Source organism: Microbacterium sp. CFBP 13617 (assembly GCF_014839445.1).
Taxonomy (GTDB): domain Bacteria; phylum Actinomycetota; class Actinomycetes; order Actinomycetales; family Microbacteriaceae; genus Microbacterium.
In genome coordinates this window covers 212,147-233,902 of the sequence record NZ_JACYNW010000004.1, presented here as the reverse complement: position 1 = coordinate 233,902, position 21,756 = coordinate 212,147, and the positions used below count along the sequence as shown (strand labels likewise).

14 protein-coding genes and 1 other RNA gene are annotated in these 21,756 nt (G+C 71.2%); 2 read left to right on the top strand and 13 right to left on the bottom strand.

Features of this window, described 5'->3' with window-relative positions:
* Window positions 1-2: 2 nt before the first annotated feature.
* Entirely contained in the window at window positions 3-1,073 is a 1,071-nt protein-coding gene (locus tag IFU40_RS13015; RefSeq protein ID WP_055838477.1) for an aspartate-semialdehyde dehydrogenase, read from the bottom strand.
* A gap of 207 nt (window positions 1,074-1,280) precedes the next feature.
* Window positions 1,281-2,567 (bottom strand): aspartate kinase, encoded by a 1,287-nt coding sequence (locus tag IFU40_RS13010; protein WP_055838480.1) that lies wholly within the window; start codon window positions 2,565-2,567, stop codon window positions 1,281-1,283.
* Between the two features lie 174 nt (window positions 2,568-2,741).
* Between IFU40_RS13010 and IFU40_RS13005 the strand changes: the two genes are divergently transcribed.
* Complete coding sequence (locus IFU40_RS13005) at window positions 2,742-4,139, top strand: threonine/serine ThrE exporter family protein (protein ID WP_191926591.1); 1,398 nt, start codon at window positions 2,742-2,744, stop codon at window positions 4,137-4,139.
* A gap of 34 nt (window positions 4,140-4,173) precedes the next feature.
* Here IFU40_RS13005 and recR read toward each other — a convergent pair whose 3' ends face one another.
* The 7 genes from recR to IFU40_RS12970 all read right to left on the bottom strand — a co-directional run bounded on the left by recR (window position 4,174) and on the right by IFU40_RS12970 (window position 15,878).
* Window positions 4,174-4,767 carry a recombination mediator RecR gene (gene recR / locus IFU40_RS13000; protein ID WP_055838486.1) on the bottom strand — a complete coding sequence of 198 codons (594 nt, stop codon included), beginning with the start codon at window positions 4,765-4,767 and terminating at the stop codon, window positions 4,174-4,176.
* Complete coding sequence (locus tag IFU40_RS17235) at window positions 4,767-7,823, bottom strand: DNA polymerase III subunit gamma and tau (RefSeq protein ID WP_342343526.1); 3,057 nt, start codon at window positions 7,821-7,823, stop codon at window positions 4,767-4,769. Before IFU40_RS17235 ends, recR begins: the two co-directional genes overlap by 1 nt.
* A 347-nt stretch (window positions 7,824-8,170) precedes the next feature.
* A complete protein-coding gene (locus tag IFU40_RS12990) occupies window positions 8,171-10,708 on the bottom strand; it encodes a glycoside hydrolase family 65 protein (RefSeq protein ID WP_055838492.1) in 2,538 nt (845 codons plus the stop codon).
* A 119-nt stretch (window positions 10,709-10,827) separates the two neighbouring features.
* Entirely contained in the window at window positions 10,828-11,562 is a 735-nt protein-coding gene (locus IFU40_RS12985) for an HAD family hydrolase (protein ID WP_070409480.1), read from the bottom strand.
* A 77-nt stretch (window positions 11,563-11,639) separates the two neighbouring features.
* Window positions 11,640-12,890, bottom strand: coding sequence for an acetate/propionate family kinase (locus IFU40_RS12980; RefSeq protein ID WP_070409479.1), 1,251 nt, complete (start codon window positions 12,888-12,890; stop codon window positions 11,640-11,642).
* Window positions 12,887-15,031 (bottom strand): phosphate acetyltransferase, encoded by a 2,145-nt coding sequence (gene pta, locus IFU40_RS12975; protein ID WP_055838501.1) that lies wholly within the window; start codon window positions 15,029-15,031, stop codon window positions 12,887-12,889. The genes IFU40_RS12980 and pta overlap by 4 nt, the downstream gene beginning before the upstream one ends.
* Window positions 15,032-15,104: 73 nt before the next feature.
* Entirely contained in the window at window positions 15,105-15,878 is a 774-nt protein-coding gene (locus tag IFU40_RS12970; RefSeq protein ID WP_342343525.1) for a DeoR/GlpR family DNA-binding transcription regulator, read from the bottom strand.
* A 41-nt stretch (window positions 15,879-15,919) separates the two neighbouring features.
* Here IFU40_RS12970 and IFU40_RS12965 point away from each other — a divergent pair, with 41 nt between their 5' ends.
* On the top strand, window positions 15,920-16,597 hold the full coding sequence (locus tag IFU40_RS12965; protein WP_070409477.1) for an NUDIX domain-containing protein: 678 nt from the start codon (window positions 15,920-15,922) through the stop codon (window positions 16,595-16,597).
* A 30-nt stretch (window positions 16,598-16,627) separates the two neighbouring features.
* On the opposite strand, the gene ffs is transcribed toward IFU40_RS12965, so the two are convergent.
* The 4 genes from ffs to IFU40_RS12945 form a co-directional block, all read right to left on the bottom strand.
* Window positions 16,628-16,724: signal recognition particle sRNA small type (gene ffs, locus IFU40_RS12960), an RNA gene on the bottom strand.
* 138 nt (window positions 16,725-16,862) lie between these two features.
* Entirely contained in the window at window positions 16,863-19,889 is a 3,027-nt protein-coding gene (locus IFU40_RS12955; RefSeq protein WP_191926590.1) for an alpha-mannosidase, read from the bottom strand.
* A gap of 27 nt (window positions 19,890-19,916) precedes the next feature.
* Window positions 19,917-20,825: a carbohydrate ABC transporter permease gene (locus tag IFU40_RS12950; protein ID WP_244630687.1), complete on the bottom strand. Its 909-nt coding sequence runs from the start codon at window positions 20,823-20,825 to the stop codon at window positions 19,917-19,919.
* A complete protein-coding gene (locus tag IFU40_RS12945) occupies window positions 20,822-21,754 on the bottom strand; it encodes a carbohydrate ABC transporter permease (protein ID WP_070409475.1) in 933 nt (310 codons plus the stop codon). Before IFU40_RS12945 ends, IFU40_RS12950 begins: the two co-directional genes overlap by 4 nt.
* Window positions 21,755-21,756 lie beyond the last annotated feature (2 nt).

Below are 21,756 nucleotides of genomic sequence, written 5' to 3'. Positions count from 1 at the left end.
GCTCAGACCGTGGCGGAGAGCTTCTGCGCCACGATCTCGGCGATCTGCACCGCGTTCAGCGCCGCGCCCTTGCGCAGGTTGTCGTTGCTGATGAACAGCACGAGACCCTTGCCCTCGGGGGCGGACTGGTCGGCGCGGATGCGTCCGACGTAGCTGGGGTCGGTGCCGGCGGCCTGCAACGGCGTGGGGACCTCTTCGAGGCGCACGCCGGGGGCCTCGGCGAGCAGTTCGCGCGCGCGCTCGGGGGTGAGGTCGCGGGCGAATTCGACGTTGATGCTGAGCGAGTGACCGGTGAACACGGGAACGCGCACGCACGTGCCGGCGACGCGGAGGTCGGGGAGCTCGAGGATCTTGCGGCTCTCGTTGCGGAGCTTCTTCTCTTCGTCGGTCTCGTTCTGGCCGTCGTCGACGAGGTTGCCGGCGAAGGGGATGACGTCGAAGGCGATGGGCGCGACGTACTTCTCGGGCGCCGGGAAGTCGAGAGCCGAACCGTCGCGGACGAGCCGCTCGACGCCGCCCTGGGCGAGCACGCCCTCGACCTGGCCAAGCAGTTCCTGCGCTCCGGCGAGGCCGGAGCCGCTGACGGCCTGGTAGGTGCTGACGATGAGACGCTCGAGGCCGGCCTCGGTGTCGAGCACCTTCAGCACGGGCATCGCGGCCATCGTCGTGCAGTTCGGGTTGGCAACGATGCCCTTGACGGCCTGGTCGATGGCGTGGGGGTTGACCTCGCTCACGACGAGGGGCACCTCGGCATCCATGCGCCAGGCGCTGGAGTTGTCGATGACCAGGGCGCCCGCCTCGGCGAAACGCGGGGCGTGCGCGCGGCTGCCGGTGGCACCGGCCGAGAAGAGCGCGACCTCGACCCCGGCGGGGTCGGCCGTGGCGACGTCTTCGACGATCACGGAGTGACCGGCGAACTCGATGGACGAGCCGGCGGAGCGGGCCGTCGCGAACAGACGGAGCTCGCGGATCGGGAACGCACGCTCGGCGAGGATCTCGAGCATGACGGTGCCGACCTGGCCGGTGGCGCCGACGACGGCGAGGGAGATTCCGGAATCGGAGATGCGGGTCATGCGAGGTCCTCGGGTGTTCGGGAGTGGATGCCGCGAACGCGGCGTTCGGGTCAGGCTAGCGCGCGGGCCGGGACAGGTCGTCTGCCGGGGGCCGAACTCCGGAGAAGTCGACCTGGATGCGCCGGTGGATGGCGGTATTGCGCGGATGCGCGCGAGCGGCGCAGCGGAACTCAGGAGTTTCGCACCCGCGACGCGCGGACGGGAGTGTCAGCGACCGGTGCCGGCGTGGATGGTGGCCTCGGCCTCGCCGTCCAAGCCGTAGGCGGTGTGCACGAGGCGCGCGGCCTCGGCGAGATCGACGCCGCGCACGACCACCGAGATGCGGATCTCGGAGGTCGAGATCATCTCGATGTTCACGCCCGCGAGGCTGAGCGCCTCGAACAGGGTCGCCGAGACGCCCGAGTGGGTGCGCATGCCGGCGCCCACGACCGAGAGCTTGCCGATCTGGTCGTCGTGCACCAGGCTCTCGAACCCGACCTCGGACTGCTCGCCGGCGAGGGCGCGCAGGGCGGTCGCGGCGTCGGTCTTGGGCAGCGTGAACGAGATGTCGGTACGAGCGGTCGCCGCGGCCGACACGTTCTGCACGATCATGTCGACGTTGGCGCCGGACTTCGCGACGATCTTGAAGATGTCGGCGGCCTTGCCGGGGACGTCGGGAACACCGATCACGGTGATCTTGGCCTGGCTGAGGTCGGTGGCGACGCCGGCGACGATGGGCTCTTCCATGGTGGCTCCCTCGGGGACGAGCGGGGACTTCTTGGAGGCGTCGAGCACCCAGGTGCCCTCGCCCGCGCTGAACGTGGACCTGGCGTGGATCAGCACGCCGTGACGGCGGGCGTACTCGACGGCGCGGATGTAGAGCACCTTCGCGCCGTTGGCGGCGAGCTCGAGCATCTCTTCGCTGCCCACGCGGTCGAGCTTGCGGGCCAGCGGCACGACGCGCGGGTCGGCGGTGAAGATGCCGTCGACGTCGCTGTAGATCTCGCACACGTCGGCCTTCAGGGCGGCGGCGAGCGCGACGGCGGTCGTGTCGGAGCCACCACGGCCGAGGGTGGTGATGTCGCGGGTGTCGCGGTTGAAGCCCTGGAAACCGGCGACGATGACGATCGCCCCCTCGTCGAGGGCTTCGCGCAAGCGCACGGGGGTGACGTCGACGATGCGGGCGGCGCCGTGCGTGGCATCCGTGATCATGCCCGCCTGGCTGCCGGTGAAGGAGCGCGCTTCGAAGCCCATCGAGTGGATCGCCATCGCCAGCAGCGCCATCGAGATGCGCTCACCACTGGAGAGCAGCATGTCGAGCTCGCGGGGGGCGGGGATCGGCGCGACCTGGTTCGCCAGATCGAGCAGTTCGTCGGTCGTGTCGCCCATGGCGCTGACGGCGACGACGACCTCGTGACCGGCGCGACGCGTGTCGACGATGCGTTTCGCGACCCGCTTGATGCTCTCGGCATCGGCGACGGAGGAACCGCCGTACTTCTGGACGATCAGCGCCATAAGAGGAACTCCCGGATGGGTCGGGCGTCGGGATGCCACGACGGGGCGCTCGGATGCCGCGCCCGAGGACCCATCCTAGGGGCGGGCGCATGCCGCCCCCGTCATGCGTGCACCCAGCCCCGCGCGGATAGGATCGAGCCCTCCCGCCCGGTTCGTGTTCCTGGAGGCCCGCGGTTGTCCCCCACCTCGCGTCGACTGCTGTCGTCGCTTCGCCGTCTCGTGCACACCGACGACGAGGCGACCACCGACACGCAGCTGCTGCCCGTCATCGACGAGGCGCTGTCGACGCGCATCCTCGACCTCGCGATCCGCATCGGCGAGACCATGCTCGTCGTCGGGGCGCCCGCCAGCGAGGTGACGCTGACCATCGTGCGGGTCTGCGGCGCGTACGGACTCGACCCGGTGCACGTCGACGTCACCTACAACTCGATCACGATCGCGCACAGTCGGCCGGGGGCGAGCCGCCCGACGACGCTGCTGCGCGTGGTGCGCGGATCGGTGCCCGACCACGCCAAGCTCCAGCGCCTCCAGGCGCTCATCACCGAGATCACGGGCGGGCTCGCGCTCGACGACGCCATCAGCCGATGCCGTGCCATCCGGCGTCTGCCGTTCCGGTACCGCCCCGCGATCGTCATCGCCTCGCAGGCGTCGCTCGCGGCCGGCGTCGCCATCATGTTCGGGGCGAACTGGCTCGCCCTCGTGCTGTCGTTCATCGCGGCCGCGCTGGCGGCCACGACCCAGCATCTGATGGCCCGCGCCCGCGTTCCCTACTTCTTCGCGCAGATCGCCGGGGGTTTCGTGCTCACCGTCGTCGCCGCGCTGTCACCGCTGCTGCAGTACACCGGGCTCGACGCCGCCGCGGCGATCCGCCCGTCGGTGATCGTGGCATCCGGGATCGTGCTCATGCTCGCCGGGCTCACCGTGGTCGGCGCGGCCCAGGATGCCATCGACGGATTCGCGCTGACGGCGACCGGGCGCATCCTCGAACTCACCACGCAGACGCTCGGCGTGGTGCTCGGCATCCTCGCGGGCCTCGAGACCGTGCGGGTGATCGGGCTCGGGATGTCGCCGCCGTCGAACGCCCTGCCGCTGGGCCCCGTCACCGTGCAGTTCATCGGCGCCGCGGTCATCGCCATCGCCGTGGCCGTCTTCAACGGCGCCGGCGCGCGCATCATCGTCGTCAGCGCAGCTCTCAGCCTGGTGGCCTGGGCCGGGTACGTGGGCGCCTCGACCCTCGGGTTCGAGGTGGCGGCGGCCAGCGGGCTGGGCGCCTTCATCGGAAGCTTCATCGGGATCGTGGTCGCCTATCGCCTGCACGTGCCCTCGGTGGCGATCACGACGGCGGCGATCCTGCCCCTCGTCCCCGGTGCCGCGGTCTTTCGCGGACTGCTCGGCATCGTCGAGTCGGGCGACGACCCGGCCGTGCTCATGACGGGCGTCACCACCCTGGCCGGGGCGGCCACGATCGGTATCGCCCTGGCCGTGGGCGCCTCGCTGGGCATCTACCTGGGGCAGCCGTTGCGGGCGACGTTGTCGAGCGTCGTGCGGGCGCGTTCGCGGACGCGGCGGTAGGCGCCGCCGCGTCGCGCGGGTCGGGCGGCGGCAGTCAGAGCGTGCGGCGGCCCTCGAAAGCGCGTCCGAGGGTGACCTCGTCGGCGTACTCGAGGTCGCCGCCGACGGGCAGGCCGGATGCGAGACGCGTGACGCGGATTTCGAGGGTGTGCAGCAGCCGACTGAGGTACGTGGCGGTGGCCTCGCCCTCGAGGTTGGGGTTGGTGGCGAGGATGACCTCTTGCACCGTTCCGTCGGCGAGACGCTGCATGAGCTGCGTGACGCGCAGGTCGTCGGGACCGATGCCGGCGATCGGGCTGATCGCGCCCCCGAGCACATGGTACAAACCGCGGAACTCACGGGTGCGCTCGATCGCGGAGACGTCCTTGGCGTCTTCGACGACGCAGATCAGCGCCGGGTTGCGCCGCGGGTCGCGACAGATCGAGCAGCGGTCCTGTTCGGAGACGTTGCCGCAGATCTCGCAGAACTTGACCTTGTCGCGGATCTCACCGAGCAGCGTCGACAGTCGCGACACGTCGAACGAGGGCGACTGCAGGATGTGGAACGCGATGCGCTGCGCCGACTTGGGCCCGATTCCGGGCAGGCGTCCGAACTCGTCGATCAGGTCTTGAACGATTCCGTCGTACATCAGTTGAACCTCGTCGGGGGCTCGTAGGGCTCGTCGCGCACGTAGGTGGCGCTGAGCATCTGGCGGACGACCGCCTCGCCGTAGCGCTGAACGCCACCGCCGAGCGGTGCCATGCGCGGCACGACGACGGGCGGCAGCGGCGCCTCGACCTCGTCGGCGGGTGGGATGACGTCGTCATCGTCGACCTCGTCGGGGGCCGGCACCGAGGCCACGACATCGCGAGGCGGAAGGACGGCGCCCTCGCGAACGACGACCGCCTCGGCCGAGCCCGCCGCGTCGGCCGGTTCGTCGTCGACGGCGAGAGCCGTCGTGGGGGCGATCGGCGCACGCTGCGCCTCGGGAGCGGCCCCACCCGACGTGGGGATGGGAGCGACGGCCCACTCGGTGACCGATGACGCGTACGGCGCCGACGACCGCGCGCCCGATGGGCTCGCCGACGGGGGCGGGGGGCTCGCGGGGCCACGGGAGGGTCCACCGGGGCGGCCCGGACCCGCACCACCGGAACCGGGTGGGTCGCCCTCGAGACGGGCGAGGTACTTCACCCGCACGCCCAGCACGGCCTGGATGGCCTGGCGGAGGTCTTCGCTCGGGCCGCCCTCGGGGGTCCGCGTCTTGAAGGCACCCAGGTCGCTCGCCGTGCGGAACGACAGCGTGAGCACGTCGTCGTCGAAGGCGGCGACGGTCGACGTCGAGACCACCAGCCACGACGAGCGGCTCGCCACCTCGAGCTGGCCGAGCACTTCGGGCCACGCGTCACGCACGTGGCCCAGCTCGATCGGCCCGACGGGCGTGGCCGGCAGGGTGGGGGCCGACGGTTCGAGCGGCGATGCCTCGGGGGCCGCCGAGGCGTCGGGCGCGTCCGTTGTGAGGGCATCCGTCGCTGGTGCCGTCTGTGCGGGAGCTTCCGCCGTGGGGGCTTCGGCCGCGGGAGCATCCGGCGCGGGGGCTTCCGTCGCGGGAGCATCCGCCGCGGGAGCATCCGCCGCGGGAGCATCCGCAGCGCGAGGTTCCGCCGCGGGAGCATCCACCGCGGGGGCTTCCGTCGCGGGAGCATCCGCCGCGTCGGCCGAACCGGTGTCGGTGGGGGCGGCCGGGAACGCGTCGACGTCGGATGCGTCATCGGCGGCAGTCGGCGCCGTGTCGAACGGGTGCGCCTCTTCGGCCGGCGCGGGGCGCGACCCGGCGGACGAAGGTGACGTGGTGTCGGACGCCGCCGCGGGAGGCGAGCTCGCGGCCGTCGTCGGACGGGACGTCACCGGCTCCTCGGTTTCGGCCGCGGGGGCCGTGCTCGAAGCCGAGGCCGTCGCGCGACCTGCTCCCGAACGAGCACCGGACCGGAACGACCCGGTGTCGACCGGCGCACCGTCGTCGTCGCCGTAGGGCGGAGGAGCATCGTCGTCGGTGAACGGCGGCGGCGCGTCATCGTCGGACGCGCTCGACGCGGGCGGCGGGGCCGGGGTGGAACGCGGCGGCTGCGCGGCTCCCGGCGACGCGACGGCGGGTGCCGCGGATCCGGGCGCGGCGACCGTCGGCGCGGCGACTCCCGACGACGCGACGCTGGGCGAGGCGATGCCCGGCGAGGCGATGCCCGGCGACGCGACGTTCGGCGAAGCGATGCCGGGTGACGCGATGCCCGGTGCGGCAACCGGCGCGGTGACGCGCGTGGGAGCCGCGACGGCGCCCGACGAGGCGGTGCCGGGGTTCGCGACCCCCGGCGCGGATGCGCCCGGAGAAGCGACGCGGGGCGACGCCGCACCCGGCGAAGCAACGCGCGGAGCGGCAGGCGATTGAGCGGCAGGCGACTGGGAAGCAGCAGGCGCGGCGATCTCGCCCGCCGGCGAGGCGGGACGCCCGGTCGCCGGTGCGGAGGTGCGCGAGGCTTCGACGTCGTGCGCGGTGGCGGGAGACGTCCCCTGCGACACCCCGGCGTGGGTGAGCACGCGCGCCACCAACAGCTCGAGCTGCAGACGCGGTGACGTGGCCCCCGTCATCTCGTCGAGGGCGGCGACGACGAGGTCGGCCGTGCGCGACAGGCGCGCGGTGCCGAAGGCGGTGGCCTGACGCGACATGCGCTCGAGCTCGTCGTCGGGGACGCCGCGCAGGACGGCCGCGGCTCCGGCCCCGGTGGCGGCGACGATGATCAGATCGCGCAGACGCTCGAGCAGATCGTCGACGAAGCGCCGGGGGTCTTGGCCGGTCTGCACGACGCGGTCGATGGAGGCGAAGGCGCCGGCGCCGTCGTTCGCGGCGAACGCGTCGACGACCTCGTCGAGCAGCTCTGAGTGGGTGTACCCCAGCAGGGCGACGGCGCGTTCGTACCGCACGAGCACTTGTCCGGCCTGCGCGGTCTCGGACCCCGTCGAGGGGTCGGACCCCGCGATGAGCTGATCGAGCAGCGAGAGCGTGTCACGCGGGGATCCCCCGCCGGCTCGGACGACGAGAGGCAGGACTCCGGCCTCGACGGCGACGCCCTCGGTCTCACAGAGTTCTTGGACGTACTCGAGCATGGCCGCCGGCGGAACGAGCCGGAACGGGTAGTGGTGCGTGCGCGAGCGGATGGTGCCGAGGACCTTCTCGGGCTCGGTGGTGGCGAAGATGAACTTCACGTGCGCGGGGGGTTCTTCGACGAGCTTGAGCAGAGCGTTGAAGCCCTGCTGCGTGACCATGTGGGCCTCGTCGAGGATGAAGATCTTGAAGCGATCGCGAGCCGGCGCGAAGATGGCGCGTTCGCGCAGGTCGCGCGCGTCGTCGACACCGTTGTGGCTGGCCGCGTCGATCTCGACGACGTCGAGCGACCCTCCCCCGCCGCGACCGAGCTCGACGCAGCTGTCGCAGACGCCGCACGGGGTGTCGGTGGGACCGGCCGCGCAGTTGAGGCAGCGGGCGAGAATGCGGGCCGAGGTGGTCTTTCCGCACCCGCGCGGACCCGAGAACAGGTAGGCGTGGCCGACCCGGTCGCTGCGCAGGGCGGTCATGAGCGGGTCGGTCACCTGGGACTGCCCGATCATCTCGCCGAACGCCTGCGGGCGGTATCGGCGGTACAGGGCTGTCGTCACCCGAACAGCCTACGGCGTACCTCCGACATCGCCTCCGCGGCCTCGTCCGTCGGGGTCCGAAACCTCGACAGCGCGCCGCGAGCGCGGGCACAGCGACCGCGCGGGGCGCGAAGGAGCAGCGACGCGGGGCGAGGGGAGGACGAGGGACGAGCGGAGATGCCACGGGCACCCAGGTCCTCCCCCGGTCCCCGACCCTCCGCCCCGCACGGGCGCGGGCATGCTCCCGCGCATCCGCGGCCACCCGCACCTCGTGGCCCGACCACCCGCCCCTCACGGCCGGAGACCCGGCACGCCGGAAACGCCGCACGCGGCGACCCCCGCACGGGGGGCCGCCGCGTGCGCGCGGGTCAGAAACCTCCGTCGAGGCCGACCGCGATGGGGGCGTCGTCGTCGTTCAGGACCGGGATCGTCGCCGTGACGATCGGCACCGAGGCCGACAGCAGCGTGCCGTCCTCGCGCACCGAACCCTCGAGCTGACGGATCGAGGGGCGTCCCGGGCGCACCGGGCCCTGTCCGTGCAGGGTCACCCGCACGGTGGCGCCGGGCGCGACGGTGTAGTCGACGCCGCGAACGGCGAAGGTGACGGGGTCGCCCTCGTGCCCGGCGCGCAGCGTGAGCGCATCGGCGGTGACGGTGACGTTGAGTCGAGTGCCGTGCCAGTGCAGCACGTACGACAGCTCGGGCCAGTCGGCGGGCAGGCGCGGGTCGAACGTCAGCAGTCCGAAGTGGTCGCGCATGCCGCCGAAGCCGCTGACGAGCGCCGTCCACACGCCACCGGCCGACGCGACGTGCACACCGTCGGAGGCGTTGTGGTGCAGGTCGCCGAGGTCGACGAACGCGGCCTGACGGAAGTACTCCAGCGCCAGGTCCTGGTACCCCACCTCGGCGGCGAGGATCGACTGCACGACCGCCGACAGCGTGGAGTCACCGGTGGTCAGCGGGTCGTAGTACTCGAAGTCGGCGAGCTTCTCGGCATCCGTGAAGTGGTTGCCCTGCAGGAACAGCGCCAGCACCACATCGGCCTGCTTGAGCACCTGGTAGCGGTAGATGACCAGCGGGTGGAAGTGCAGCAGCAGGGGGCGCTGGTCGGGCGGGGTGTTCTCGAGGTCCCAGATCTCGCGCTCGAGGAACACGGCATCTTGCGGATGGATGCCGAGGGCCGGGCTGAAGGGGATGTGCATCGCCTCGGCGGCGCGCTCCCACCGCTCGGGCTCGGAGGGGTCGAGGTTCATGCGGTCGGCCATGTGGGCGTACGCGTCGGGGTTGTTGTCGGCGAGGTCGCGCACCGTCCGCGCGGCGAAGCGCAGGTTGAAGCGGGCCATGACGTTGGTGAAGAGGTTGTCGTTGACGACGGTGGTGTACTCGTCGGGACCCGTCACGCCGTGGATGTGGAACGAGTCCTGCTCACCGTCTTCGGCGGAGTCGCTGGAGCGCCAGAAGCCCAGCGTCGACCACAGCCGCGCCGTGTCGACGGCGATGTCCACGCCCTCGCGGGCGAGGAACTCCTCGTCACCCGTCGCGCGCACGTACTTCGCCAGCGCGAAGGCGACGTCGGCGTTGATGTGGTACTGCGCGGTGCCCGCGGCGTAGTACGCCGAGGCCTCCTCGCCGTTGATCGTGCGCCACGGGAACAGCGCCCCGGCCTCGTTCAGCTGGTGCGCGCGCTTGCGCGCAGCCGGAAGCATCAGGTACCGCATGCGCAGGGCGTTGCGAGCCCACTGCGGTGACGTGTACGCCAGGAATGGAAGCACGTAGACCTCGGTGTCCCAGAAGTAGTGGCCGCTGTAGCCCGACCCGGTCACGCCCTTGGCGGGGACCCCCTGGCCGTCGGCGCGCGCCGCCGCCTGGGCGAGCTGGAACAGGCACCAGCGGGTGGCCTGCTGCAGGTCGCCGTGACCGCCGATCCGCACGTCCGAGCGCTCCCAGAAGTCGGCGTACCAGGCGATCTGCTTCTCGATGAGCTTGTCGATGCCGGTCTCGACCGCGCGGTCGAGGGTGCGGCGGCACCGGTCGAGCAGCTCCCCCGTGGGCACGCCGCGTGAGGAGTGGTAGCTCACCAGCTTGGTGATCGTGGTGGGCACCCCCGCGCGCGCGTGCACCCGGAAGACGTTCTTGGCGATGTCGGGCTCGATGAGCTGACGCGCGGTGTAGTCGTTCTCGGTGTCGACCAGGTGGTCGGCGATGACGGCCAGCGTCATGTTCGACTCGGTGACCTCGTAGCTGAGCGCGGAACGGTTGCCGTCCTGCCAGTACTCGCGCGGCTGCAGCACACGGTCGCTGAGCTTCTCGGTCTTACGCGGGTCGAAACCGGACTGCTTGGATGCCATCGGCGAGCCGCCGTAGATGCCCTCGCCGTCCTGACGGTTCAGCAGCTGGCTGCTGACGGTGACGGGTGCGTCGGCGTCGAGCACGGTCACCGTGAGACGCAGCACCGCGAGGTGCTTCTCGTCGAACGACACGAAACGGTCGTCTTCGATGCGCACGTGCTTGCCCGAGGGGGTGACCCAGAGCAGGGTGCGACGAAGGATCCCCTGGCGCATGTCGAGCACGCGCTCGTATTCGCGCACGTCGGCGACGTCGAGCGAGAGCGGCTCGTCGTCGACGTAGACGCGCATGACCTTGGCATCCGGCGCGTTGATGATCGTCTGCCCGACCTCGGCGAAGCCGTAGGCCTGCTCGGCGTGACGGATCGGGAACGTCTCGTGGAACCCGTTGATGAAGGTCCCCTGCTCGAGGGCGAAGCGGCCCTCGATGGAGTTGCCGCGCAGGCCCAGGTAGCCGTTGCCGAGGGCGAAGAGGGTCTCGGTGACGCCGACGTCGTCGAGCGAGAACTCGGTCTCGACGAGGCGCCATTCGTCGATGGGGAAGCGATCGCGATCGATCATCGGGGCGTGCCTTCCGGTGGCGGGTTCGGGTCTCCGCGTGAGGGCGGCATGCCGTTCGCGCGGGTGGAGCTCGGGTTCGTCGTGGGGACGACGGTGGGGGCGTCGCGGGTGGCGACGGCTCAGTCTACGAACGCGGCGAGGTCGTCGACGACCACCGTGGCGCCGGCTGCGGCGAGGTCTTCGGCTCCGACGCCGCGATCGACGCCCACGACGACGGTGTATCCGGCCGCGACGGCGGAGCGCACGCCGCTGAGCGCGTCTTCGACGGCGACCGACCGGGCCGGGTCGACGCCGAGCATGCGCGCGGCCTCGGCGAACACGTCGGGGGCGGGCTTGGACGCCAGGTGGTCGCGCTCGGCGACCATTCCGTCCATGACGACGGGGAACCTCTCGCGCAGGCCCGCCGCCTCGAGCACCTCGACGGCGTTCTTCGAGCTCGACACGACGGCGATGGGGATCCCCGCGGTCTCGAGCACGTCGAGCAGCGCCACCGAGCCGGGGTAGGGAGCGATGCCCTCGGCGCGGAGGATGCGCGAGAACACGGCGTTCTTGCGGTTGCCGACGCCGCACACGGTGTCTTCGGACGGGTCGTCGGACGGATCGCCCCACGGCACCTCGACGTCGCGGCTGCGCAGCAGGCTGGCGACGCCGTCGTAGCGCTTCTTGCCGTCGACGTACTCGAAGTAGTCGCGATCGGTGTACGCCGGCTCGATCTTCCAGGCGGCGAACAGCTCGTCGAACATCTCTTTCCACGCGCGCATGTGCACCTCGGCCGTGGGCGTGAGCACACCGTCGAGGTCGAACAGCACCGCGTCGTAGGCGGTGAGGTCGGGCAACGTGGAGGTGTCGGTCATGGCGGGCTCCGAATCGGCGAAGAGGGCGAACGGCCGCCCCTGGCGCCGCGGTGATCAGCGTAGCGGCGAGGGGTGACTCAGGACGTGACCGACAGGGTCTGGCGGGCGATCTCGAGCTCTTCGTCGGTGGGGACCACGAGCACCTCGACGCGCGAGGCGTCGGAGGAGATGCGACGGATGCCGCGCTCGCGCCGCGCGTTGCGCTCGGGGTCGATCTCGACGCCGGCGAAGCCCAGGGTGGCCATCGCCTCTTCGCGCACGCGGAGCGAGTTCTCGCCCACCCCCGCGGTGAACGAGATGACATCCACGCCGTCGAGCTGCGCCAGGTAGGCGCCGGCGTATGCACGGAGCCGGTGGATGTAGACGTCGAAGGCCAGCTGGGCGGCCGGGTCACCGGCATCCCGTCGCTCGCCGATGTCGCGCATGTCGCTGACTCCGGCGAGCCCCTTGAGCCCCGACTGCTTGTTGAGCAGGGTGTCGAGGTCGGCGATCGACATATCGGCACGGCGGGCCAGCTGGAACAGCACGGCGGGATCGAGATCGCCCGACCGCGTGCCCATCACCAGACCCTCGAGGGGGGTCAGGCCCATCGAGGTGTCGACCGAACGCCCGCCTTCGATCGCGGCGGCCGACGCACCGTTGCCGAGGTGGAAGACGATCTGCTTGAGCTCGCCGAGCGGGCGACCGAGGAAGGCCGCCGCCGACTCGCTGACGAACTTGTGGCTCGTGCCGTGGAACCCGTAGCGGCGGATGCGGTGGGCCTCGGCGACCTCGCGGTCGATGGCGTAGGTGTACGCCTCGGGCGCCAGCGACTGGTGGAACGCGGTGTCGAAGACGGCGACGTGCGGCACGTCGGGGAAGGCCTTCTTCGCCGCCACGATGCCCGCGAGATTGGCGGGGTTGTGCAGGGGCGCGAGCACCGAGAGCTCGTCGATGTTGATCTCGACGAGGGGCGTGATGACCGTCGGCTCGAAGAAGCGCGCGCCCCCGTGCACCACCCGGTGGCCGACGGCGACGGGCGGGCGCTGCGTGAGCGAGGGTCCGTGCGCGGCGAACGCCTCGAGCATGACGGCGAAGCCCGCCGTGTGGTCGGGGATCTCGCGCTCGATGGTGAACGTGGCGTCGGTCACCGCGGGGGCGGGTCCGTCGACGGCGGCCAGGGCCGCAGCCTTCACGGTGTGCTGGGCGACTCCGCCGGTCCCCGGGCCCGTCGAGGGCTCGCCGATGCGCTCCACCAGTCCCGAGGCGAGCACCTGCTCGTGCTCCATGTCGAGCAACTGGTACTTGAACGACGACGAACCGCTGTTGACGACCAGTACGACACTCACGCGGGGCTCCCCTGGGCCTGGATCGCGGTGATCGCGATCGTGTTGACGATGTCGTCGACGAGGGCGCCGCGCGACAGGTCGTTGATGGGCTTGTTGAGACCCTGCAGCACGGGCCCGATCGCGACGGCTCCGGCCGAGCGCTGCACGGCCTTGTACGTGTTGTTGCCGGTGTTCAGATCGGGGAAGACGAACACCGTCGCGCGGCCCGCGACCTCGGATCCCGGCATCTTGGCCTGGGCGACCGCGGCGTCGGCGGCGGCGTCGTACTGGATCGGGCCCTCGACGAGAAGCTCGGGGGCACGCTCGCGCACGAGGGCCGTGGCGGTGCGCACCTTCTCGACGTCGGCGCCGGTGCCCGACTCGCCGGTCGAGTACGACAGCATCGCCACGCGCGGCTCGATGCCGAACTGCTCGGCGGTCGCGGCCGACGACACGGCGATGTCGGCGAGCTGCTCGCTGGTGGGATCGGGGATGACGGCGCAGTCGCCGTAGACGAGCACCCGGTCGGCGAGCGCCATGAGGAACACACTCGAGACGACCGAGACGCCGGGGGCGGTCTTGATGATCTCGAACGCCGGGCGGATCGTGTGCGCGGTCGTGTGCGCGGCACCCGAGACCATGCCGTCGGCCAGGCCCAGGTGCACCATCAGCGTGCCGAAGTACGACACGTCGGTGACGGTGTCGGCGGCCTGCGCGTGGGTGACGCCCTTGTGTGCGCGGAGCCGTGCGTACTCGGTGGCGAATTTCTCGACGTGCACCGCGTCGAAGGGGCTGAGCACCTCGGCGTCGCGGATGTCGATGCCGAGCTCGATGGCCCTCCCGCGCACCTCGATGGGCTCGCCGAGGATGGTGAGATCGGCGATGCCGCGCGCGAGCACGGTGGCGGCGGCGCGGAGCACGCGATCGTCGGTGCCCTCGGGCAGCACGATGCGGCGGCGGTCGGTGCGCGCGCGGTCGACCAGGCCGTACTCGAACATGAGCGGGGTGACGACGCTCGGGCGAGCGACGCCGAGCTCGCTCGTGAGCAGCTCGGTGTCGACGTGACGCTCGAACAGCGCCAAGGCCGTGTCGTATCGGTGCTGCGAGTCGGCGGCCAGGCGCCCGCGGGTGTTCATGATGCGCACGGCGGTGTCGTACGTGCCCAGGTCGGTGGCGATGATCGGCAGCGGCGAGCCGAGACCGTCGATGAGTCGCACGATCGCGTCGGGCAGCTCGAACCCGCCGTTGAGCACGATGCCGGCCAGGGAGGGGAAGGTGCCCGACGCGTTGGCGAGCAGGGCGGCGAGCAGCACCTCGGAGCGGTCGGCCGGGATCACCACGACCGCGGATTCCTTCAGCCGGGGCAGCACGTTGACCATCGACATGCCGGCGACCACGACGCCCAGCACCTCGCGGGTGAGGAGGGCCGGATCGCCCTTGATCAGCTCGCCCTCGACCGAGCGCAGCACGCCCCGCACCGACGGGGCGATGAGGAAGCGGTCTTCGGGCAGGGCCCAGACCGGCACGCGGCGCCGCTCGGCGGTGTCTGCCACGTGCGCGGCGTCGACGACCTGGCGGACGGATGCCACGACCTCGTCGAGCCGGTCGGCGTCGGCGCGATTTGCGATGACGGCGAACAGCGCGGCGCGCTCGTGCTGCAGCTCGGAGATCGCCAGCGAGGCGATCTGCCCGACCTCTTGGGGGGTGCGCGCGACCGACAGGCCCAGGGTCTCGCTGTGGCCCTGCTGCGCGCGACCGCCGAGCACCAGCAGCACCGGTGCGCCGAGGTTGGCGGCGATGCGCGCGTTGTAGGCGAGCTCGGCGGGGCTGCCGACGTCGGTGTAGTCGCTGCCGATGATGACGACGGCGTCGCACTGGGCCTCGACGGCCTTGTAGCGCTCGACGATGCGGGCGAGCGCGGCGTCGGCGTCGTCGCGCACGTCGTCGTAGGTGACGCCGACGCAGTCGTCGTACGCCAGGTCGACGCTGTCGTGGTCGAGCAGCATCTCGAGCACGTAGTCGCGCTCGGCGGTGGATCGCGCGATGGGCCGGAACACCCCCGCGCGCGGAGTGACGCGGCTGAGTGCGTCGAGCACTCCGAGCGCGACGGAGGATTTGCCCGAGTGCCCCTCGGCGGACGTGATGTAGATGCTCTGCGTCACGCAGCCAGCCTATTGCGGCCCGGGGACATCGCACCGGGGTTGCTTCGGCGTCGAGTGATCGGGATGCGCCCGCTCACGTCTCGCGGCGCGCCCCCGTGCCGATCAGTCGCGCGCCCGCCCGGGTCAGCTCTTCGGCGAGGACCGCGTCGCCATCGAGATCGGCGACCACGCCCGCCACCGCGTCGAGGGGGAGGATGCCGAATCGCGAGGCCGCGCCGAGCTTCTCTTCGCTCGCGAGCACGAACGTCTCGGCGGCCCGCTCGGCGAGCACGCGTTTCATCGCCGCCTCATCGGCGTCGCCGGTGGTCAATCCCGCCGAGGGGTGGACGCCCGTGACGCCGAGGAAGAACACGTCGGCGCTGATCCCCCGGGCGGCCTCGGCGGCCGCGGCCCCGCACGCCACGGCGGAGTGCTTGAAGAGGCGCCCGCCGAGCATGATGACCTCGGCGTCGTGGTGCAGCAGCGCCGCCGCGATGGTGGGCGAGTGCGTGATGAGCGTGCCCGCGAACGTGCGGGGCAGCGCGTCGACGAGTGCGAGCGTCGTCGTGCCGCCGTCGAGCAGCACGGTGGCGCCGGGTTCGATCAGGGCCACCGCGGCCTCGGCCACGCGCGTCTTGCTGTCCCGGGCGACACGGGCGCGGGTGTCGTAGTCGGCGACCGCCGGCGAAGCCGGCAGTGCACCGCCGTAGACGCGCACGGCGAGGCCCGCGGCATCCAATTCTCGGAGGTCGCGACGGATGCTGTCCTCGGAGAGGCCGAGGTCGAGCGCGACGTCTTTCACGACGAGGCGCCCGTCTCGGCGCAGGCGGTCGAGCAGGGCGTCTCTGCGAGCGGCGGGGAGCAACACGCTTCGCATTCTTTCACGTTTCTGCATTATCGTTCCGAATCATGGCTGATCTCTCCCCCGCACACCCCGGCACCACCGTCCCCGACCACCGCGGCCGCACGGGCCTGCACCTCACCGGACTCGATCTCGACCGCAACCCCCGCGTGCAGGTCACCGACGTGGAGCTCCTCGCCGCCGGGTGGCACGTGCTGCGCGCGACGACCTTCCGCTACCGCGACGATCGCGGCGAGTGGTCCACCCAGACGCGAGAGACCTACGACCGCGGCAACGGGGCGACGATCCTGCTGTTCGACCCGTCACGGCGCACGGTTCTGCTCACCCGGCAGTTCCGCTACCCCGTGTACGTCAACGACCACCCCGACGGGATGCTGATCGAGACGGCGGCGGGGCTCCTCGACGACGACGACCCCGTCACCGCGATCCGCCGCGAGGCCGAGGAAGAGACCGGGGTGCGGGTCGCCGAGGTGCAGCACGTGTTCGACGTCTATATGAGCCCCGGCTCCGTCACCGAGCGCCTGCACTTCTTCGCCGCCCCCTACGACGGCGCGAGCGGAGTCGGCGCACACGGGGGTCTGATCGAGGAGGGCGAAGAGATCGAGATCCTCGAGTACGACATCGATCACGCCCTGTCGATGATCCGCGACGGCGCGATCCAGGATGCCAAGACCATCCTGCTGCTGCAGTGGGCGGTGCTCGACGGGCCCTTCGCCCGGGCTTGAGACGAGACGTCACGCGGGCGTCGGGGCAAAAGAAAAGACCCTCCGCGCACCCGGTAGAGCCTGGTTACCCTTGCTACGTTTCCGTCCTGGGGGAGTTGGCCGGGATACCGCCACGCGGAGAGCCGTGTACAGCCTACCCGACGGAAACGGGCGCTCGTGGTCACCCCCATCGCCCCGGCAGGGCACCCGCGAACGAACGATGCGGCCGGGGGCATCTCGCACCCCGGCCGCACCGCGTCTCTCTCGCGCCCGACGGCGCCCCTCGTCAGCGCTTCAGCCGCAGCGTCACCAGCTGGAAGGGGCGCAGGTCGAGCTCGACCGCGCCGCCCGCGACGTTCGACACCGCGACGGGGTCGGTCTCGCGTTCGAGCAGATCGGTCTCGATGACGCCGTCGACCTCGAAGCCCGCCTCGAGCCGCGCGTGCGAGCGCTGTCCGAGGGCCTCGTACAGGCGCACGATCACGTCTCCCGAGCCGTCCTGCGCGAGCTTGACCGCCTCGACGACCACGCCGGGCTCGTCGATCGCGACGAGCGGGGCGACCGACTCCTCGGCCGCGTCGGCCACGACGCGGGCCGGCAGGTTGGTGCGGTAGCCCTCGGCCACCGCGTCGACCACGCCGGCGCCGACGACGATGCCCACCTCGAGGTGATGCGCGCCCTGGTCCTGACCCGGGTCGGGGAAGACCGCCGAGCGGATGATCGACAGGCGCACCAGCGAGTACGTGCCGCCCGCCGCCCGCTCGTGCCGCGTGATGTCGTGGCCGTACGTGGAGTCGTTCGTCACCGCGACGCCGAAGCCGGGCTCGGCGACACGCACCCAGCGGTGCGCGGCGGTCTCGAAACGCGCGGCATCCCACGACGTGTTCGTGTGGGTCGGGCGCACGATGTGCCCGAACTGGATCTCGGATGCCGCGCGGTCGGTGTGCACGTCGACGGGGACGCCGAGCTTGAGCAGCTTCTGCTGCTCGTGCCAGTCGACGTCGAGCGACAGACGCACCGTGCGCGCCCCCTCGCCGAGCGCGATGCGCGTGACGAGAGCGGACTCGCCGAAGGATCGCTCGACGACGAGGGCGTCACCCTCGATGCGCACGCTGTCGGCCGCGTCGAGGGGCGTGACGTGTCGGCGGTACGTCTCGTCGATGTCCCACGCGTCCCACTGGGTGGGCGTGTCACGGAACACCTCGAACAGTCCCGCCACCTGCCCCGCCGGGACGACCTCGCGACCGGATGCCAGATCCACGAGCGAGACGATCAGGCCCCGGCCGTCGATCTCGGCGCGCACGATGCCGTTGTCGAGCACGAACGCCTCGCCCGCGGCGCGCGGGGCGACGTCGCCCGCGGGCGTGACGGGGGCGATCGCGAGCGCGAGGGCGCCGGCGCGACGGTGCGGGGCGGCGTTGGCCACGACCGCGCGGTCGCCGGTGCCCACGAGGGCGCGGAGGCTGTCGGCGATGACCTGTTCGAGCTCGGCGGCGATGGCCTCGTAATTGCGCTCGGCGTCGCGGTGCACCCAGGCGATCGAGGTGCCGGGCAGGATGTCGTGGAACTGCTGCAGCAGCACCAGACGCCACAGCCGCTGGAACGTCTCGGCCGGGTAGGCGGCCCCCGTGCGCACGGTCGCGGTCGCCGCCCACAGCTCCGCCTCACGCAGCAGGTGCTCGCTGCGACGGTTGCCCTGCTTGGTGCGGAGCTGGCTGGTGTAGGTGCCGCGGTGGAACTCGAGGTACAGCTCCCCCGCCCAGACGGCCGGGTCGGCGTACTCCGCCTCGGCCGTCTCGAAGAACTCCCGCGGGGTGGAGTGCTTCACGATCGGCGCGCCCTCGAGCGAGTGCGTGCGGGCGATCGTCGCGGTCATCTCGCGGGTGGGTCCGCCGCCGCCGTCGCCGAAGCCGTAGGGCAGGAGCGAGGTGCGCGCACGACCCTTGTCCGAGAAGTTGCGCTCGGCGTGGGCGAGGTCGGCCGCGGTGACCTCGGAGTTGTACTTGTCGACCGGCGGGAAGTGGGTGAAGATGCGCGAGCCGTCGATGCCCTCCCAGCGGAAGGTGTGGTGCGGGATGCGGTTGGTCTCGTTCCACGAGATCTTCTGCGTGAGGAACCAGCGGGCCCCCGCGGCCTTCATGATCTGCGGCAGCGCGCCGCTGTAGCCGAACGAGTCGGGAAGCCACACCTCTTCGGTGTCGATGCCGAACTCGTCGAGGAAGAACGTCTTGCCCTCGACGAACTGACGGGCCATGGCCTCGCCGCCGACCATGTTGGTGTCGGACTCGACCCACATGCCGCCCACGGGCACGAAGCGCCCCTCGGCGACACGGGCCTTCAGCCGCTCCCAGAGGGCCGGGTAGTGCTCCTTCATCCAGGCGAACTGCTGCGCCGACGAGCTCGCGAACACGAACTCGGGGTCCTCGTCCATGAGCGAGAGCACGTTGCTGAACGTGCGCGAGACCTTGCGAGCGGTCTCGCGCACGGGCCAGAGCCACGCCGAGTCGATGTGGGCGTGGCCGACGGCGTGCAGCACGTGCGCACTGGATGCCGCGGGCGCGGCCATCAGCGGAGCCAGCACCTCGCGGGCGACCGGGGCCGTGCCCGCGACGTCGTCGGGATCGACCGCGTCGATCGCGGCATCCATGCCCTGCAGCAGGGTCGCGCGGCGCGCGGAGGTCGCGTCGAGCTCGGCGAGCAGGCCCTGCAGCAGACGGAAGTCCTGCAGCAGCTCCCACACGGCGAGGTCGCGCAGACCGATCGACATGTCGCGGAGCGTATAGAGAGGAGCGTCGCCCGCGGTCGCGAGGTCGCCCAGGTGCGTGGGCTCGAAGGTGAAGAGGCTTCCCACGTCGGGATTCGACGCGGCCTCGACGAGCACGTCGACACGGCCGTCGGCGTCGAGGGCCGCCGGGGTGGCGTTGTTGAACGGCGAGACGCCCTTGATCGGCGCCCCGTCGCGGTTCCAGACGAGGGCCTCGCACTGGAAGCCGCTCTGGCCGGCGGTGAAGCCGAGGTCGATGACCAGCTCGGCCACCGTGCCCTCGGGCAGGTTGCCCGCGGCGTCGCGCCAATCGGTCGGGATCCGACCCGACACGGCGAACCAGGTGGTCCCCCACGCCCGGCCCCACGGCGTGCCGACGGCGAAGGGACGGTATGCGGCATCCCGGGCCTCGGCGAAGGTCACGGGCTCGCCCGGGGCCTCCCAGGCCGAGACGTCGAGGGGTTCGCGGGTGCGGTAGACGGCGGGGGCGAGCCGCTCGCGGATGAAGCGGTCGATGCGCATCTCGATGAGCGCGGTGCGGTCGTGCATGGAATGTTCCTTGTCTGGGGGGACGGGTCAGCCCTTGACGGCGCCGGCGAGAGCCGACGGGCCACCGAGGCCGCGCTGCACGAGGACGTACAGGCCGAGGACGGGAAGGGAGTAGACGATCGAGTACGCGGCGAGCTGGCCGTACGCCACGGCTCCGAACGACCCGAAGAAGTTGAAGATGCTGACGGCCGCCGGCTGGTAGTCGGGGCTGAGCAGCAGCACGAAGGGCACGAAGAAGTTCCCCCACGCCTGGATGAACGTGAAGATGAACACGACGGCGATGCCGGGACGCATGAGCGGGAGCACGATCTGCACGAGCGTGCGCATCGAACCCGCGCCGTCCATCCAGGCGGCGTGCTCGAGCTCGACGGGGACGCCGTCCATGAAGTTCTTCATCATCCAGATCGCGATGGGCAGCGCGCTGGCGGTGAGGAACAGGATCGTCCCGCCGACCGAGTCGATGAGGTTCAGCTGAACGAACAGGCTGTAGACGGGCACCATGATCGCCGTGATCGGCAGGCACGTGCCGAACAGCACCGCGTAGAGGAACGGCTTTCCGACGCGCATCTTGTAGCGCGACAGCGGGTACGCCGCGAGCGATGCGAGCACGACCGTCGCGATCGCGGTGCCACCGGCGAGCATCACGCTGTTCCACAGCGGCAGGAACAGCAGGTCGGGCTTCATCACGGCGGCGAAGTTGTCGAGCGTGACGACCTCGGGCATCTTGATCGCCAGCGTCGGCTGCGCGTCGAGCGAGGCGGTGACCAGCCAGATGAGCGGCACCACGAACAGGATGGCGACGACGATCAGCAGCGTGTTCGAGAGCCAGCTCAGCACGCGGGTGCGGGGCGACGACAGGGACGCCTTCGTGCGCTTCGGTGCTCGGGCGGCGGACCGGGTGCGGCCCGACACCTCGGGGAGTGTGGCGGTGGTCATGACGAGACCTCCTCGCGCAGGGCGCGGACGTAGAAGAAGGAGAAGACCGCACCGATGAGCAGCATGATCGTCGCGATCGCCGTGCCGTAGCCCAGCTCGCCGAACTTCAGACCCTGCTGGTAGGCGAGGATCGGCAGCGTCGTGCTCTTGTTGCCCGGGCCACCGCCGGTCATGACGAAGATCAGGGTGAAGACCGAGAGGGTCTGCAGGGTGACGATCATCGAGTTGGTGCCGATGGTCGAGCGGATCATCGGGATCGTGATGAAGAAGAGGCGCTTGATGCCGCTGGCACCGTCGACCTCGGCGGCCTCGGTGATCTCGGGCGGGACGTCGGCGAGGGCGGCCGAGTAGACCATCATCGAGAACGCCGTGCCGCGCCAGATGTTGGCGAAGATGATCATGAGCACCGGCATCGTGAACAGCCAGCTCACCGGCTCCGCACCGAAGATCGCGAGGATGCCGTTGAGCGTGCCGTTGTCGCGGAAGAAGGCGTACGCGGCGAACGCGGCGACGATCTCGGGCAGCACCCACGCGGTCACGACGATCGTGCCGACCACCGCGGTGACGACCCGGTTCGCCGAGCGCATCATGAGCGCCAGAGCGAGGCCGAGCACGTTCTGACCGATCACGGCGGAGAAGAACACGAACACGATCGTGTTGATCACCGAGACCGGGAAGTCGGGGGCCTGGAAGAGCTGGGTGTAGTTGTCGAACCCGATGAACTCCGAGTCCACGGCCGTCGACCCCGAGAGGGTGGCGTTGGTGAGGGAGCCCCACAGCGACACCAGGATGGGGCCGAGCAGGAACACCGCGAGCAGCAGGGCTGCCGGCAGAAGGGGGAGCGCCCGGGCCGACGACCGGAGGCCGCGCGTCTTCACGCGCGACCCCCGGCCGGTTCCGGTCGCCCCGGGGGAAGCCAGGGCGGTCACGG

Coding starts and splice junctions, on each gene's coding strand:
- IFU40_RS13010 (WP_055838480.1), bottom strand. CDS start 2,567: ATGGCGCTGATCGTCCAGAAGTACGGCGGTTCCTCCGTCGCCGATGCC.
- recR (WP_055838486.1), bottom strand. CDS start 4,767: ATGTACGACGGAATCGTTCAAGACCTGATCGACGAGTTCGGACGCCTG.
- IFU40_RS12985 (WP_070409480.1), bottom strand. CDS start 11,562: ATGACCGACACCTCCACGTTGCCCGACCTCACCGCCTACGACGCGGTG.
- IFU40_RS12965 (WP_070409477.1), top strand. CDS start 15,920: ATGGCTGATCTCTCCCCCGCACACCCCGGCACCACCGTCCCCGACCAC.
- IFU40_RS13015 (WP_055838477.1), bottom strand. CDS start 1,073: ATGACCCGCATCTCCGATTCCGGAATCTCCCTCGCCGTCGTCGGCGCC.
- IFU40_RS12950 (WP_244630687.1), bottom strand. CDS start 20,825: ATGACCACCGCCACACTCCCCGAGGTGTCGGGCCGCACCCGGTCCGCC.
- IFU40_RS12955 (WP_191926590.1), bottom strand. CDS start 19,889: ATGCACGACCGCACCGCGCTCATCGAGATGCGCATCGACCGCTTCATC.
- IFU40_RS12990 (WP_055838492.1), bottom strand. CDS start 10,708: ATGATCGATCGCGATCGCTTCCCCATCGACGAATGGCGCCTCGTCGAG.